Origin of the sequence: Mycobacterium sp., assembly GCF_050701675.1 — a bacterium.
Taxonomy (GTDB): domain Bacteria; phylum Actinomycetota; class Actinomycetes; order Mycobacteriales; family Mycobacteriaceae; genus Mycobacterium.
This window is the reverse complement of record NZ_JBOGDD010000279.1, coordinates 1-15398: the sequence shown is the minus strand read 5'-3', so window position 1 is coordinate 15398 and position 15398 is coordinate 1. Positions and strand designations below refer to the sequence as shown.

Sequence of the window (15398 nt, the reverse complement as noted above, 5' to 3'; positions counted from 1 at the left end):
CCTTTTGGGCCGGGGACCCAGGCTGGCGCGATCAGCAGCTCCCTGATGGGCGAGTCATCTGGACCGCGCCCGACGGCCGCACTCACGTCACCACGCCGGGCAGCCGGCTGTTGTTCCCCGAACTATGCCAACCGACTGCAACGGTCAGCCCCGTCGACGTGCCGACTCGGCCGGCTCACACCACGGGGTTGAGGATGCCGCGCCGCAGAACCACGCGAGCTCAAGACCGGACCCGCCGCATCCACGACGAACGCGAACTCAACAAAGCGCTCATCGCAGCCGAAGCCGAACAAAAAGTCGCAGCCGCAGCCGAAGCCAAGGCCGCGGCCGAACAGGCAAGGGCTGCAGCCCAAGCCGCCGAACCGCCCCCACCGTTCTAGCGTTCCCAAGAGCGCGAGCAGTTGCAGGCGTAGGCGGGCGTGCCCAAGAACTCACAGGCCCGCCACGGCGATTCAGGCAATGCGCGGATTACTCGGGAGTTGGGTGTGACACGCGCGATCGTGACCTAGGGGCGCAATCGATTCGTCGATGGAGCGCCGCATAAATCCTTGAATCCGGGGCCTACCACTGCAGACGAGTGAATTACTCAGGGCAACTAGGGCGGGAGCCCTCCCGATGGGTAACGTTGGGCAAAACCCGCCAACGGGACAAACTGGACGGTGTTAATCTTCGCCCGCTGACCACGCGGCACCGTGCAAGGCCGGTGTCTGCAGGGGATTGGCGGACGTCCGAGCAGGAGACTGGAGCGTATTGGCATGAAGTCGACTCTGTCCACGGCTGGTCTGGTGGGTGCGATGGCCATCGTCGCGCTGACCGGCGTCGCTTGCGGTGGGAGCTCGTCGTCGGGGTCCTCCTCGTCCGCCTCGTCGTCGGAGACTTCGTCGGTGGCCTCCGGCGCGGAGAGCCCCTCGGAGAGCGCGCCGCCCATCAACTACGCCCCTCTGCTGATCACGCCCTATGACATCGACATGCCGGACGAGACGTTCACCGCCGGGCAGCCGCAAATGAACCCGGGTGGCACCCAGGGCGTCGCCGTTGCCTTCACCAACGAGGAGCAGACCCGCACCATCGACGATTCCATCGCGGTCTTCCCGGACGCCGACGCCGCGAAGGCTGGCCTTGACGGTGGGGTGGCCGCACTCGATCAGTCGATCGCCAATCCGTCGCCCCAGCCCGCCGAGGTGGGCACCAATGGTGTCGTGGCCTCCGGCACGTCGCCCGACGGTTCGAAGGCCGTCACAGTGGTGGCCTTCACTCAGGGTCCTGCCTTCGTGCTGATGCGGTTCGACAGCGCGGCAGGCGATCCCGTACCCGAAGACTTCGCCATTTCCTTGGCGCAGAAGCAAGCCGGCGTGGTCGAGAGCGCCCTGGGCTGACGGGTACGAGTCCGATCGACGATCGTCAGCCGGGTACGTCCATCCGCTGGGTGCCGATGACCGACAGTAGGCGCAACGCCTCCTCGGACGGTGACCCCGGTTGGGCGGTGTAGATGACGACCCGCTGATCACGGTCCGCGATGTCGAGAGAGTCGCAGCTCACGGTCACGGGGCCGACCGCCGGATGCGAGAACGTCTTGCACAACGCGGGCCGTGCGCGCACGTCGTGGGCCGCCCACAGCTGGGCGAACTCCGCACTGCCAGAGCACAGTTCGGCTATCAGCTCGGCGGTCTCCGGATCATCGGGGTAGCGGGTGACGGCGGTGCGCAGATGAAGGGCGCAGGTGCGCGCGAATTCGTCGGCGTCGGAGACCCCGTAGAGGCGCCTGCCGTCGGGGTGTGGCGGCCCCAGAAACGCCCGCCTGGCGAGATTGCGGTCCCACCGTGACAGCGCGGAGAAGTCCTCCATGAGCGCGCACGCCAGGTCGTTCCACGCCAGCACTTCGTAGGTCGCGGAGGTGACGATCGCGGCCGCGTGCGGCAGGCGAGTCAGAAGGTCGAGGATGCTCTGCCGCACGACGCGTGGCGGCCCGGGGGGCGGCGCGGGCTCGACACCGGCGAGGCGGTGCAGATGGTCGTGCTCGGCGTCGCTCAACCGCAGCGCGCGGGCCAGGCCGGCCAGGACCTCGCGCGACGGGTGCGGCGCGCGGACCTGCTCCAGCCGCGTGTAGTACTCCGTCGAGATGAAGGCCAGATGCGCCACCTCGTCACGGCGCAGTCCAGGGGTCCGGCGTCGCGTTCCCGCGGGCAGTCCCACGTCACTCGGGCTGATCCGCTCGCGGCGGCTGCGCAGGAACGCGCCGAGCTCTCGCTTGTCCACATGTCCATTGTGCCCAGTGCCCCGGGCGTAGCCAGGTATCGCCCGTACCTGGATGGGATGCCCGGTCGCGCGCAAGGTCGACGGCATGGACACATCACAGAAGACCGGAACGGGCCTGCTGACGGGAAAGGTCGCGTTCATCAGCGGGGCGGGACGCGGAATCGGTGCCGCGGCGGCGCGGCTGTTCGCCAGGGAGGGGGCCCGCGTCCTGCTCGCCGCGCGCACCGAGAGCCAACTCGTGGCCGTCACCGAGGACATCCGGTCCGCGGGTGGTTCCGCCGTGTACGCGGTCTGTGACCTCGGCTACGGCGACAGCATCCGTGCGGCGGTCGCCAGGACCGTCGACGAATTCGGCAGGCTCGACGTCGCCTTCAACAACGGCGCGACGATCGTGCCGCCAGGGCCCCTCGACCAGGTCGTCGAGGCCGACTTCGACAACGTCTACGAGGTCAACCTCAGGGGCGTGTTCCTGGCGATGCAGGCCGAGGTCGCGGCAATCCGCGCGACGGCGGGCAAGGGCGCGATCCTCAACACCTCAAGCATCGGCAGCCTGAAGGGCAATCCCGAGCTGCCTGCCTACGGGGCCGTGAAGCGCGCGGTCAACAGCCTCACCGAGTCCGCAGCCATCACGTACGGCCCCGAGGGCATCCGGGTGAACACCATCGCGCCGGGGTCAACGTTGACCGAGATGATCAGGGAGTGGGACGAGGCGAGCCCCGGCGTCATCGAGCGCCTCAACGCGCAGACACCGTTGGGGCGCGCGGCCGAACCCGAGGAGATCGCCGAGGCGGCAGCCTGGTTGCTCAGCGACAAGGCGTCCTACGTCACCGGCGCCACCCTGCGGGTCGACGGTGGCGCATGGATCTGACACGCGCCGCCTGGCACAGATTGATCGCGGTGTTCCCGCGAATCGGTTTGCCAGCCAGGCGAATTGGCCCTTACTGGGGTTGTTGCCAGGGATCAGCCAGCGAGGGCCGGACGCAGGAAGTCGCCCGACACGGTGATCGCCGGTGCCGACGTGTCGCCGCCGACGACCAGCGTTGCGAAGGCGATGTCGCCGGTGATGCCCGCGAACCAGCCGTGGGAATGAGTGTTGTCGCCGAACTCGGCCGTGCCGGTCTTCCCACCGAGACCGGGAACGTCACGCAAGGCGGTCGCCGTGCCGTCGGACACCGTCTGCAGCATCATCGCTCGCAAGCTGTCGGAGATCGTCGGAGGAATCGGCGCCGACGGGGTGTTGGCGGTGGTCGACTCGCCGACGACGAGAGTGGGCGTGATCGTCGAACCGTGCCCGAGGCTGGCCTCGGCGACGGCCAACCCGAACGGGCTCACCGTCACGGTGCCCTGACCGATCCCGTTCTCGACCTTCTGCGCGGGGGTGTCCGCGTTCGGCACGTTGCCGGTGATGGTGGTCAGGCCCGGAATGACGTAGTCGACGCCGATCCCGAACAGCCGCGCCATGTTCGGCAGCGCATCGGCTGGCAGCTTGTCGGCCAGCGCGGCCATCGTCGTGTTGCACGACTGCGCGAAGGCCGTCGACAGCGGCACGGTGCCCAGATCGAACTCGTCCTCGTTCGGGATGGTGCGGTTCTCGATGCTGACGGTGCCGGGACACTGCTCCGGAGTGTCCGGTGTCGCCAGGCCGGCTTGGAGCGCGGCTGCGGTGGTGATGGTCTTGAACGTCGACCCTGGCGGGTAGGCCCCCGAGAAGGCGATCGGACCCTGGGCGTTGGCGGCCCCGTTCTGGGCTGCCGCCAGAATGCCGCCGGTCGAGGGGGAGACGGCCACCAGAACCGCGGGGCGGGGCTCGGTGGCGACGGCTTGCTGGGCGAGTAACTGCAGCCGGGTGTCGAGCGTGGTGCGGATCGGCTGTGTGTCACCCGGCGGCGTTGAGGTCAACTCCTCGGTCGGCTGACCCTTGTCGTCGACGAGCTCGACAGACCACCCCGCGGCCGCGTCGATCGCCTTCTGCCACAGCGCCTGAAGACCGTCGAGCGCAGGGGAGGACAGGTCGCGGTTCGCGGTCAGCAGGGCGCCCTGATCCGCGACCGTCACGCCGGGAATCTGCTTGAGCTGATCGGCGACCTGCTCGGAGTCCTGCTGGCGGAGTTTGACGACCGTCACGACGCCGTCCTGCGTGGCGTTGAACTCGCCGGTGATCGACTCGGCGGTGATCGACCCGTCGAACTGCTGCAGGACCGAGGCCAGCGGCGCCGCTGACTCGAGGTGGTCCCTGGACAGGCTGACCACACCGATCGTCTGCCATGTCAGAAGCGGTTGCCCGTCGCGGTCGGTGACCGGGGTGAGAAAGTTCTTGTCGTCGCTGTACTGGAACGTCATGCCGGGCTGTAGTTTCGGGTTCAGCACGGTGGTGTCCCAGTGGACGTGCCAGTCGTCGCCGGACTGCGCGGCCGTCGCCGTCGCGTCGTACCGCAGCGTCTTGTCGGGGCCGAACGACCACGAATAGCTCAGCTTGGCCGTGTTCGAGTCGTCGTCCGACTGGCTGACGTCGACCTTCACCGTCGCATCCTTGCCCATGCCGTCGAACATCGACTTGATGGCGGTGGTCGCGGAGTTCGGGTCGTCGGTGCTCGCTGCCGCCGCGCCGCCGTCCTTGCGCCCAAGCGCGTCGGCGAACGCGCGAAACGCGTCGTCAGGGCCGGGACTGGAGAACAGCGAACAGCTCGTCGCCCCGAGCAGCAGGAAGCAGAACACAATCGACAGCAGAGGACGTCTCATCATGACTCGTCGAGCCTAACCGCGAGCGTCATGACGGTTCGCGTTGCGCCGATGCCGGGCCCGATCAGGCGATGGGAACTGCCTGCACCACCCGGGCCAGCACGCCGAGGTGCTCATCGACGGTCTTGAGGCCGGCGCCCATCGTGTTGACCGACAGGTGCGAGGCGCCGGCGTCGGCCCAGGCGGCGATCTGGGCGGCGACCGCGTCGTAGTCGCCGCTGAAGGACACCCGCGCCTCCATCCCGATCGACGCCGGATCCCGGCCCGCGGCGACGGCTCCGTGCTCCACCTCGGCCAGGGCTTCGTCGAGCTGCGGGCCCGGTGCCATCATCGGAAACCAACCGTCGGCCAGGCGACCCGCGCGGCGGTACCCGGGGGCCGACGCGGCGCCGATCCAGATCGGGATCGGCCGCTGCACCGGCAGGGGTGCAAGACCAGCGCCGGTCACCTTGTCGAACGCGCCGTCGAACGTCACGGTCTGTTCGGTCCACAGTCGACGGAGCAGGGCGACCTGCTCGGCCGACCTCTTGCCCCTGGTGCCGAAGTCCTGACCGAGCGCCTCGTACTCCACTGCGTTCCAACCGATTCCGATGCCAAGGCGCAGGCGCCCACCGCTGAGCAGGTCCACCTCTGCGGCCTGCTTGGCGACCAGGACGGTCTGGCGTTGCGGCAGGATGATCACGCCGGTGACGAGCTCGAGCGACCGCGTGATCCCGGCGAGGTAGCCGAACATCACCAGCGGCTCGTGGAACGTGGTGTGCACGTCGTAGGGTCCGTTCCAGCCCGTGTGGACGTCGGGATCGGCCCCGACGACGTGGTCGTAGGCCAGGACGTGCCGGAACCCGAGTTCTTCGACCCGTTCCCCATACGCGCGGACCGCGCCGGCATCTCCGCCGAGCTCTGTCTGAGGAAAGACCACTCCTACGCGCATGTACAACCCCTTCGCTGGACGACTGACTCGATCCACGTCAACGACGTCAGAATGCTCCTCATGATTCCCGAGGGGGGCGCTATCGGTTGGAGCAGTCCAGTGAGACGGTGATGTTCCGCCGGACGACGACGGGAATCAGGCGGTCGCGCCCACCCCGGCCGTTCACCCGGATCAGTTCGGTTCGCTCCCGCGGATTTCGAACGCTGGTGACCACGCACTCGCTCAGGGGAGCGCTCCCCACGCGGTCGACCTTGACGTTGAACCCCTGCGCTTCGAGCTGGCCGATCGTGACGATCGCCGAGTCCGACGCAGTGGCCGGAATGGCAGGAAGGACGAGCACCGCGAGGGCTGCCGCGGCGGCTGCGACTGGGATTGACAATGCGGTACGCATGACCGCTCCTCTCGTTCATGTCACTTCGGAGGCGTTCCGATGGTGTTTCGTGACTGATCGATCGTGCAGCGCAGCGACACCTCGTCGCATGGAGGTTGGGTGGAGATCAGCTGGAGATCGTGGGCGGCCCGCGGCGTCCCGCCTGATGTCAGTTCGGGCGGCAGGTGGAGTCGGCCAACTCCGATGACGCCGCAGCGGTGTGAGGGAACCGCCGGTGAAGACCGTCGATCAGACGGTGCGCTTCGTACAGTTCGCGTCGCAGAACGCCCGCGACGGGGTCCTTGCGGGCGTTGCCGCGAGCCCGCGCGCGCCGGTTGCGCTCATCGGCGGCTTCGAGCTTGTGCGAGATGTCCGCAACGTGGCCATATAGCTCGCCCAAGAGTGTCCGCGCCTGAGCGCCACCCGCGTCATCGACCACACCCGCATCCTCTCACCAATCCTTAATGTTGGCCTCCTGGGCAGGCGCTTCTCTGGATTGAATGCCGTGGCCGCATCGACGAGCTCGGCCAATGCCGTTGTCGCCGTCGATTATTGAGCCGGTACTGCCCGCGGTCACCAGCGGTGCGCCGGGGCCGGGCAGTGTCGCACCGAGCCTGCCGGGGCCGTGCTCATGAAACGCATAGCGTGCAAACCGTCATCGCGTCGTGCTCGAAATGTTACGGAAGTAGAGCAGTGTTCCAGAAGTTACAGCAGTGATTGCGTTTCGTGATCCGACAGGAAGCAGAACCCATGACGGTCATCTCGGGCTTGTTCGACTTATCGGCGAAGGCTTCAACTGCACTGGCGCTCTCCGTTGGCATCGTCGCGGCTGCCACCGCCGCCCCAGCAACGGCGCATGCGGACGCATCCAGCGACAACTTCTTGTCGGCCCTGACCAACTCCGGTGTGTCAGTCGCGGATCCGAACATGGCCGTCACGATGGCGCAATCCATCTGCCCCCTGCTCGCGAAGCCGGGGGGGAACTTCGCCTCCGTCGCATCCCAGATGGGCGGCACCAACGGCGTGTCACCCGGCATGGCCAACCTGTTCACGAGCATTGCGATCTCGATGTACTGCCCGTCCATGATGGCCTCGCTAGCCAACGGCGACTGGCTTGGCCAAGGAGCTCAGATGGGCGTTCCCGGACTCTCGGGTCTCTCCGGCCTCGGCGTTCCCGGGATCTGAGCCACGACGGGGCCGGACCGCTAACTGAAGTGCGTGCTGGGCCGCGGCAGGCTGGCTCCGTCGACCACGATGTCGAGCTTCTCGTTGTAGAACGCGACCAACCCGGCGATGGGTGCCACCGACGGCAGTGGGTACACGTACGTCCACGCTAGGTCGGCGTGGACGGCATCCCCCGCCTGCACCGACCAGTACCCGCTGGTCGTGCCCTTGTACGGGCACAGCGTCTGGGTGTCGCTGGGTAGGAGGTGTTCGAAGGCGACGTCGGTTCGGTCGATGTAATACCTTGTCGGTAAACCGGTTTCGAACAGCAGAACCGGGCTGTGGGTGTCGGCGAGGGTCACTCCGTCGAGTTCCACGTGGACGTGGCGGTGTGAGCGAAGGGCGTCCACGCGCGAATAGGGGTTGCGTGGATGACCGACTATGAGCTCGTCCTCCTCGAACCATTGCACGCCGTCCCACTCGAACCGTACGAACCCGGCTACGGGCCCGTCGCCGTCGGCGTCGAAGATCCGGACCCCCGGCTTGCCCGTGCTTCCCGTGATGGAGAACAGCCGAGAAGGCCCGAACTGCACTCGCTGCGAGTGGTTTTCGTCGGTAAGCGCTGCGATGTTCACGTCATCGAGCGGGATGTAGTACTGCGGGTAGTAGGGCACCTCCCAGACGTAGCGCGCCGCGACCGTGTCGAAGATCAATTGGCCTCCGGCGTACCCGCGCACGCGTCGCGGTGCGGGTTCGACTCGGCCACGCTCGGCAGCCATCTGCGGGTAGTCCGGATTCGTTCCTGGTGTCATGCCTCCACCATAGGATTGCGCGCCCGCCAGCTCAGTGACCGGCGCTCTGGCCGCCGTCGACGTGCAGGATCTCGCCGGTGACGAACGGTGCCTTCTCCAGATAGATGACGGCGTCGACCACGTCGTCGACTTCACCGAGCCGCCCGAGGGGATGGAGTCCCGCGAGCGCGTCGTGGGTGGCGGGATCGTGCATCGGGGTGTGTTCCGCGCAGTTCCGACGCTCGAGACCGATTTGCCGCTGCTGGTAGGCGCATCCTCCTACTGCTCTACGATCGAACGCGTGGAGCTTCGTCAGCTGCGCTATTTCGTCGCCGTCGCCGAGGAACTGAACTTCGGCCGCGCCGCCGAGCGTCTCCACATCGCGGGGCCGTCGCTCTCGCAACAGATCAAGGCGTTGGAGCGCGATCTGAAAGTGCTTCTGTTCGAACGGGATAGACGCTCCGTCGCCCTCACCCCGAGCGGCGCGGCGCTGCTGCCCGGCGCAAGGGCGCTGATCGAGCAGGCCGACGAGTTGCGGCGGCGCGCGAATGGGCTGGCCCGCACCGAGCCGGTCCGCATCGGCTACGTCAAGTGGGTCCCCAACGACCTGGCCGAGCGGGCCGCCGGAATCGCGCAGATCCGCGTCGACACCTGGGTGATGCCATCGCATGCTCAGGCGGCTCGAGTGGCGGAGGGCAGTCTCGACCTCGCGATCTGCTGGGTGCAGCGCAGTGATCTCGCCGAACGCGGTCTCGACGCCCGCCTCATCGGAGCAGATCGGCTCTTTGCGGTGAGCGTGGGTTCGGACGCGTCACCGGTCGAGGCCAGGGAGACGGTGGTTCTGCTGGATGCGGACTCGGCGAGTTGGGAATCGTCGAACCGGTACGGCAGGCAGTTCGCCGACGACACCGGCGCCCGAACCGTTCACATCGACGACGGCGGCGTCACCGGCCCAGCGTTCTTCGAGCACGTGCGCAGGCTGCGTCGGCCCGTGCTCAATTCGCCGAAGGGCCAGGACGCGCCGCTACCGTCGGGGCTGACCGCACGCCCAATCGTGCAACCCGCGCCCTACTGGACGTGGTCGCTGGTCTCTCGCCGCGGCGAGGACGACATCACGTTGCGCGCGGTGGTCGACCGACTCACCGTCGGCGTCGCGGTCGAGGGTCTTGACGACGATGGGTCGTGGGTCCCGGCGGACGATCCGCACCGCTGACCCACTGCTCCTGGCCGGGATACCCGATCCACAGCAGGGCTGCCACGGCCGCAGCGCACACCACCACGCCCGCCCCGGCGATCAGTACGGTCTGGAATCCGTGGTGGAGCAGTGGGGCGGCGAGGAGTGGACCCGCGATCTGCCCCGCCGAGTACCCCGCGGTCAACAGTGCCACTGCCCGTGGCACGTTGAGGTGCGCCCCCGCGGCGAGCGCGATCGTGCTGACACCGACGAAGGTGACGCCGAACAGGATTGCACCGGCGAGTGCGGCGGCGGGACCAGAAGCCACCGCAGGAAGCGCGATGCCGACCGCCTGCAGCAGCAGCGCCCCCGCGAGCAGCGGGGGATGGGTGAAGTGGCCGCTCAGCCACGCCCACAACGCTGCTGACGGTGCGGCGGCGACGCCCACCACGATCCAGGCGCCGTTGCCGAGCCACCCCGGAGTGGTCTGTTCGATGGCCGCCACCAGAAACGTTCCGGCGATGATGTATCCGATGCCCTCCAGCGTGTAGCAGGCCATGAGCACCGCGAACCGCCGTCGTCCTGAGTTCTGCTGCGACGGAGTCGGATTGGCGACCTCCATCTTGGCTGCGGTCTCGCCGTGGCGGGTCGCCCACGCGCCTGCGGCCAGGACGGCGGCCAGCACTCCCACTGCCCACCAGGCGCTTCGCCAGTCCGCGTTCGCGGGCAGCGCGAAAACCACCAGACCCGACGCGGCAATACCGATGCCGATCCCACTGAAACCCCAACCCGCGAGGTGCGGTGAATGGTGGCGCAGCTGGTCCATCATCAGGTTGACGGCTCCCACGAACACCAGCGCGCTGGTGAATCCGGCCAACAGGCGCAGGACGGTCCACTGAATCGGACTGTCCGGCAAGGGCATCGCCAGAAGTGTGATGACCAGTGTGATCAGGGAAGCGCGCAACACGACGGGGGAGCGGGCCGCTCGGGGTGACGCCGTGGCCGCGAGCGCGCCTGCGAGGTAGCCGACGTAGTTGGCGGTGGCCAGCGTCGCGCCACCCTGCGGGGTGAGGCCGGCGTGCGCGGTCATCATCGGCAGGATCGGCGTGAAGGCGAACCGCCCGATGCCCATCGCGGCGCCCAGTGCCGCTGCGCCCCTTGCGGCGTGGACCCAACCCGCAGTTGCGGTCGTTCGAGATTGCTGAAGCACTCTCCGATCGTCGGCGAGTCGCGGTGACACCGCCACGACCGGCAAACTCATTGCTGGGAGGCGGCGCCTCCTACCGCATGGTGTGCGGCCGCGATCTCGACGAAGGACCGAATCAGCGGGGTCGGTGCGGTTCCGCGCCACGCGACGACGAGCTGGCTCGGGTCCCGGTCGCTCACCGGAACGATGACCAGACCGCGGGGCAGCGCCTGGTTCACCGGCGCCAGCGCCGAGGTGTCGTTCCACAACACCGACTGAAGGCATTCCTGGATGGTCTTCATGACGGGGAGGTCGTCGCCTGGACGCGGTCGGGCGCCGGTCCAGTAGGCCCGCCAGATGGGATCGGTCGCCTCGGGAAGCTGCACCCATCGGCGGTCCGCCAGCTCCGCGAGCGCCACGTGTCGGCGACCGGCGAGGGGATCGTCGTCGTGCATCACCACGCCGATGCGATCGGAACCGAGGACGTAGGTCGAGAGTCCCGTGCCGTCGAACGGAGTTCGGGTGAGTGCGACGTCGACGAGCCCCGTACGCAGTCCCGCGGTGGGGTCGCCGAGGTCGGCCTCGTTGATGACGACGTCGACGGCGGCGACACGACGATGCACACCGCGGCGACCCTTCCCGAGATCTTCGAACGGATGATGCGGGGACGCGAGTTCGACGTCTCGGAACTGGGCATGACGTTCTACCTGAGGATGCTCGACGGCGGCGACGACTCCTTCGTCGCCCTGCCCGTGTTCCCGAACCGCGTGTTCCGGCATTCGTGCGTCTTCGTGAACGCCGCCAGCAGCATCGGCGACCCCGCCGACTTGGTCGGCAAGACCATCGGTGAATTCGGCACGTACGGGCAGGATTCCGGAGTGTGGGCCAAGGGAATCCTGATGGACGAGTACGGGTTCGGGCCCGAGCGGAATCGATGGGTCATCGGCGGCCTCGAGCGACCCATGCCACCCTTCGGCTTCATCCCGCACCCGCACCCGGCGGACGTCGACGTGTCGGTCGCACCGGAGGGAAGGACCCTCAGCCAGATGCTGGAGGCAGGCGAGATCGACGCACTGTTCACGGCCAACGTCCCACAGCCCGTCCTCGACGGGTCCCCGAATGTGAAGCGGCTATTCGGTGACTTCGAGCCCATCGAGCGCGACTACTTCCACAGGACGGGGATCTTTCCGATGATGCACACGGTCGTCGTCAAGCGAGAGCTGCTCGACGGTGATCCGGGCATGGCCCGCCGCATCTACCGCGCCTTCCTGAGCGCGAAGGACGTTGCCGCCGAACGATATCGGCAGGGGCGGCGGCTCTACGAGGTGCACAACATGGTTCCGTGGATGAACGTCCTCTTCGAACAGAACCGGGAGTTGTTCGCCAACGACTGGTTTCCCTACGGAATGTCGGCGAACCGCACGGCGATCGACGCCTATCTGCGCTATCACCACGAGCAGGGCCTGTCGCCACGGCGCTGGACGGCAGACGAGGTCTTCGCCACCGAACTGCTCGACTCGTGACGTGCGAATGTCGTCGAGCTGAAATCCGCAGATGATCGTGCTGAGACGACGTCGGCATCGCACCTCGTGTGCGAGCATCGGCGGATGAGCTCGCAAGACGACCCCGAGGCGCGCATCCGGGAACTCGAACGCTCCCTCAGCGACCGGGCATCCGAACTGACGCAGAGCTCGTCCGAGTCGGGGGCGGGACACGGCGGCCAGTTCGTCAACGCGCCACCCGCGCCGCAACCGCCGTACATGGCCCCGCCGTCGTCCCACGGCCTACCGTTTCCGCCCGTTCCGGTCGCGTCATCCGGCGGAACCGGTCGCGGGTGGCTGGTGTTCGCGGTGTTGGGAGCGGTGATGGTGGCGATCGTCGCAGGAGTCGTCATCTTCGTCTCGAATGTGTTCTCGAGCGTCAGCTCGGTCATCGACACCTTCGACGGCAGTCCGACCGCGTCCGGAGGGGGCGGACCCTTCGGCACCCCGTCCGGTGGCGCCGACCGACCCCCGGCGCCCACTGCGGCCCCGACGGTGGAACTCGCTCCACCCGGTGGCGACGTCAGCGTCGCGGGAGTGGGCGGAAACAAGACCATCGCCTGCAGAGACACCGACGTCAACGTCAGCGGCGTGAGCAACACGATCGTGCTCACCGGACATTGCCGAACGGTCACGGTGTCCGGCGTTCAGAACACCGTCACCATCGACGCCGCGGAGACCATCAGCGCCTCCGGCTTCGAGAACCGTGTCACGTTCCTGACCGGCACGCCCGAAATCCAGAATTCCGGCGGATCGAACGTCGTCGAGCAAGGGTGACCGCATCCTCGGTATCGAACGGGAATTCACACGGAAGGCGATCGGCCACAACGAATTTCGGTGGCCGGCCCGTCGACCTCGGGGATGAAACGTCGACGGGCCGAGCCGCTTCGTACAACGCCGGCGGGCGCCGGAAAATTCTCTGCTGACGGGACCGGTGCCATGGCGAACGTGGGGTGAACGCCACGGGTACGGCGAACGGAAGCCCCTCGAATGTCGTAGAGTTCATCAGGCCACACCGGCCCCAATTGCCACATGCGTCAGATTCGTGCCGCCTGGCCGGAAATTTGCTGTCGTGTCGCCTTGTGATCTACCGCTCACTTTCGGAGCCAAAGGTAAGAACTCACTACTCGAAGCACTTCTCCCCGGCGCTCGTGCAAAGTTGCCTGTATGCACGAAGCGGCAGGCAGTGGCGATTATTCACGTTGCCGAAAAAACATTACGAGGTCATGACGGATAGTTTCCTAAGCAACGCCTGAGAGCTCGGCGGGACCTTTGCCGGACGTGCCGCCGCGGCACTCTGGAACGCGATCTTTCGTCGCTACAATCGATCCAGACCACGCCCCCACTGGGGCGTCGAACCGATCGAATCTATAGCCGGCCCGAGTGATGCTGGCGGAGGTGCCGAGGAACATGGCTAACGCTTTTGCGCGCTCGAACAACGTCACGGTAGGCAATCAGGACGTCGCCCTGCTGCACACGGCAAGGGTCGGGCGTGGCCCGATCTCCGACATCGACGTCGACGCGCACACCGTCGTGGTGACCAACTTCGGCGACAACTCGATCGCCGTTCTCGATCCCGACTCGCTCGTCCTCCACGGCGGCGTCTTTGCCGGCCAGCCGACGACCGTCGCCGTGGCGGACGACCGCGCCTTCGTCGCGGTTTCCAATGCCGGTTACGACGCGATCGCCGTGATCGACACCAACAACGGCGACGTCATCAGGGAGTACCCCCTCGCCTTCAACGTGACGGTCGTCGTCGCCAGCTCGGACGGCAAGCGCATCTATGCGGGGCGTGCGGGCGATGACGGCGTCGACGTCGCCGTCGTCGACGTCACTGCTGAGCGCGTCGGCACCATCTACATCGCCAAGGGCGCGGACGCCACCATCGATGCGCTCCGCATCGACGCGTCCGGCCGCCGTCTCTACGTCGCAGTGTCCGACGCCCGCAGCAGTCGGCTGCTGACGGTCGACATCGAATCTTCCCGTGTCCGGCGCACTTTGGAGATCGGCCCGGCGATCCGCGGGCTCGAAATCGGCGTGGACGGCACCGCTTACGTGTTGACCTCGGACATCGCCGACGGTGGCGTGCTGTACTTCATCGACCTCGTCAACAACAAGATCACCGGAACGGTGAGGGTCGCCGAGGCTCCCACCCAGCTGGCGCTCAGCGTCGACGGCACCCGTGCCTACGTGGTCGACTACGGCCAGGTGGTCATCGTCGACACCGACGGCCGGGCAATCGTCAGCACCGTCGCGGTGGGCGCACGCCCGTCGGCGATCGCCCTGGGCGTCGATCGGCTCTACATCGCCGACTACGACGGTGGCGTCAGTGTCTACGCGGTCGAGGCGCCGACGCCGATGCTGTACTCGCAGTTCGTGTCCGCGCCCTCGCTCGTCGCACCTGCGGTCCGCGAGCTGGCCCCCGCCGGCGTCTGAGGCCGGCTACCGCCACTGGTAGCGGGTCTTCGGTCGACCCGCGCCGCCGTAATCGGTATTCCTGGTGACGGTGCCGTCGTCGGCGAGCCGTTCCAGGTATCGCCACGCGGTAACACGTGATACGCCAACTCGTTTCGCGACCTCGTCGGCCGTCAAGCCATTGGAGTCATCGCGGACCGCACGCGCGATGTCGTCGTTCGTCTGTGGGGCGGCGCCCTTGGGCGCTACGGATCTGTCTCCTGCGATCCTCAGCTCCGACAGAGCCCGATCCACCTCCTCCTGGCTGGCGGCGTCGACACCGGCGGGCAGTGCCGAACGGTAGCGCCGGTAACGCTCGAGCCGGTCCCGAAATGCGGCGAAGGTGAACGGTTTCAGCAGATACGCGAGCGCACCGTGGGAGACCGCGGCTCGCACCATCTCCAGATCGCGTTCGGACGTGATCGCGATGATGTCCGGCGCAGGCCGCAGCCCGGCGAGTGCCGAGGCCAGGCTGATGCCACTGGCGTCGGGCAGCCCCAGATCCAGCAGTACCAGGTCGATCGGTGTCGTGGTCGCGGATGCCGCCGACGCGCATCGCATGGCCTCTCGCGCGGTGTGGACCACGGCGGTCGCCGAGAAGCCCTCCAGCCGAGCCAGATACGTGCGATGCGCTTCCGCAATGAGGGGATCGTCCTCGACGATGAGCACGGAGATCACTTGGCGCCCCCTGGCACCGTCACCGTGACGACGGATCCGTAGGTCACGTCGGCAGTCAGCTTCCCGTCGTGGCGCCGCACCACCTGCGCGACCAGCGCCAGACCCAGGCCGTGC

Annotated in this window: 17 protein-coding genes and 1 pseudogene; 8 read left to right on the top strand and 10 right to left on the bottom strand. The window is 67.4% G+C overall.

Going from position 1 to position 15398, the window contains the following annotated elements; translation table 11 throughout:
- Window positions 1-380 (top strand): annotated as a pseudogene (locus tag ACRDUX_RS08085) (HNH endonuclease signature motif containing protein); the annotation flags it as partial.
- A 375-nt stretch (window positions 381-755) separates the two neighbouring features.
- Window positions 756-1376: a hypothetical protein gene (locus ACRDUX_RS08080; RefSeq protein ID WP_526412719.1), complete on the top strand. Its 621-nt coding sequence runs from the start codon at window positions 756-758 to the stop codon at window positions 1374-1376.
- Between the two features lie 25 nt (window positions 1377-1401).
- On the opposite strand, the gene ACRDUX_RS08075 is transcribed toward ACRDUX_RS08080, so the two are convergent.
- Window positions 1402-2256, bottom strand: a complete 855-nt coding sequence (locus ACRDUX_RS08075; protein WP_526412717.1) for a helix-turn-helix domain-containing protein — start codon at window positions 2254-2256, stop codon at window positions 1402-1404.
- A gap of 85 nt (window positions 2257-2341) precedes the next feature.
- On the opposite strand from ACRDUX_RS08075, the gene ACRDUX_RS08070 reads away from it, so the two are divergent.
- Complete coding sequence (locus ACRDUX_RS08070; RefSeq protein WP_526412715.1) at window positions 2342-3124, top strand: SDR family NAD(P)-dependent oxidoreductase; 783 nt, start codon at window positions 2342-2344, stop codon at window positions 3122-3124.
- Between the two features lie 92 nt (window positions 3125-3216).
- Here the strand turns inward: ACRDUX_RS08070 and ACRDUX_RS08065 are convergent, their stop codons facing one another.
- The 4 genes from ACRDUX_RS08065 to ACRDUX_RS08050 form a co-directional block, all read right to left on the bottom strand.
- The gene (locus tag ACRDUX_RS08065) at window positions 3217-4998 is read right to left on the bottom strand and encodes a penicillin-binding transpeptidase domain-containing protein (protein ID WP_526412713.1); all 1782 of its coding nucleotides are present in this window, start codon (window positions 4996-4998) and stop codon (window positions 3217-3219) included.
- Between the two features lie 61 nt (window positions 4999-5059).
- Complete coding sequence (locus tag ACRDUX_RS08060; protein ID WP_526412711.1) at window positions 5060-5926, bottom strand: LLM class F420-dependent oxidoreductase; 867 nt, start codon at window positions 5924-5926, stop codon at window positions 5060-5062.
- Between the two features lie 79 nt (window positions 5927-6005).
- The gene (locus ACRDUX_RS08055; protein ID WP_526412709.1) at window positions 6006-6317 is read right to left on the bottom strand and encodes a hypothetical protein; all 312 of its coding nucleotides are present in this window, start codon (window positions 6315-6317) and stop codon (window positions 6006-6008) included.
- 148 nt (window positions 6318-6465) lie between these two features.
- Complete coding sequence (locus ACRDUX_RS08050) at window positions 6466-6735, bottom strand: hypothetical protein (RefSeq protein WP_526412707.1); 270 nt, start codon at window positions 6733-6735, stop codon at window positions 6466-6468.
- A gap of 311 nt (window positions 6736-7046) precedes the next feature.
- Between ACRDUX_RS08050 and ACRDUX_RS08045 the strand changes: the two genes are divergently transcribed.
- Window positions 7047-7481, top strand: a complete 435-nt coding sequence (locus tag ACRDUX_RS08045) for a DUF732 domain-containing protein (RefSeq protein WP_526412706.1) — start codon at window positions 7047-7049, stop codon at window positions 7479-7481.
- A gap of 20 nt (window positions 7482-7501) precedes the next feature.
- On the opposite strand, the gene ACRDUX_RS08040 is transcribed toward ACRDUX_RS08045, so the two are convergent.
- Complete coding sequence (locus ACRDUX_RS08040; RefSeq protein WP_526412704.1) at window positions 7502-8272, bottom strand: DUF427 domain-containing protein; 771 nt, start codon at window positions 8270-8272, stop codon at window positions 7502-7504.
- A gap of 31 nt (window positions 8273-8303) precedes the next feature.
- A complete protein-coding gene (locus tag ACRDUX_RS08035) occupies window positions 8304-8465 on the bottom strand; it encodes an SDR family oxidoreductase (RefSeq protein ID WP_526412702.1) in 162 nt (53 codons plus the stop codon).
- Window positions 8466-8552: 87 nt separating this feature from the next.
- Between ACRDUX_RS08035 and ACRDUX_RS08030 the strand changes: the two genes are divergently transcribed.
- The gene (locus ACRDUX_RS08030; protein ID WP_526412700.1) at window positions 8553-9464 is read left to right on the top strand and encodes a LysR family transcriptional regulator; all 912 of its coding nucleotides are present in this window, start codon (window positions 8553-8555) and stop codon (window positions 9462-9464) included.
- Here the strand turns inward: ACRDUX_RS08030 and ACRDUX_RS08025 are convergent.
- Together ACRDUX_RS08025 and ACRDUX_RS08020 are read right to left on the bottom strand one after the other, a co-directional pair.
- Entirely contained in the window at window positions 9391-10686 is a 1296-nt protein-coding gene (locus tag ACRDUX_RS08025) for a YbfB/YjiJ family MFS transporter (protein ID WP_526412698.1), read from the bottom strand. The genes ACRDUX_RS08030 and ACRDUX_RS08025 overlap by 74 nt on opposite strands.
- Complete coding sequence (locus ACRDUX_RS08020; protein ID WP_526412696.1) at window positions 10683-11234, bottom strand: LysR substrate-binding domain-containing protein; 552 nt, start codon at window positions 11232-11234, stop codon at window positions 10683-10685. Before ACRDUX_RS08020 ends, ACRDUX_RS08025 begins: the two co-directional genes overlap by 4 nt.
- On the opposite strand from ACRDUX_RS08020, the gene ACRDUX_RS08015 reads away from it, so the two are divergent.
- The 3 genes from ACRDUX_RS08015 to ACRDUX_RS08005 all read left to right on the top strand — a co-directional run bounded on the left by ACRDUX_RS08015 (window position 11229) and on the right by ACRDUX_RS08005 (window position 14588).
- A complete protein-coding gene (locus ACRDUX_RS08015; protein ID WP_526412694.1) occupies window positions 11229-12134 on the top strand; it encodes a 4,5-dihydroxyphthalate decarboxylase in 906 nt (301 codons plus the stop codon). The two genes, ACRDUX_RS08020 and ACRDUX_RS08015, sit on opposite strands and share 6 nt — an antisense overlap.
- Before the next feature lie 84 nt (window positions 12135-12218).
- Complete coding sequence (locus tag ACRDUX_RS08010; protein WP_526412692.1) at window positions 12219-12929, top strand: DUF3060 domain-containing protein; 711 nt, start codon at window positions 12219-12221, stop codon at window positions 12927-12929.
- A gap of 633 nt (window positions 12930-13562) precedes the next feature.
- On the top strand, window positions 13563-14588 hold the full coding sequence (locus ACRDUX_RS08005; RefSeq protein WP_526412691.1) for an MmpL3/TtfA transport complex stabilizer: 1026 nt from the start codon (window positions 13563-13565) through the stop codon (window positions 14586-14588).
- 6 nt (window positions 14589-14594) lie between these two features.
- Here ACRDUX_RS08005 and ACRDUX_RS08000 read toward each other — a convergent pair whose 3' ends face one another.
- Window positions 14595-15284, bottom strand: coding sequence for a response regulator (locus ACRDUX_RS08000; RefSeq protein WP_526412689.1), 690 nt, complete (start codon window positions 15282-15284; stop codon window positions 14595-14597).
- Between the last annotated feature and the right edge of the window lie 114 nt (window positions 15285-15398).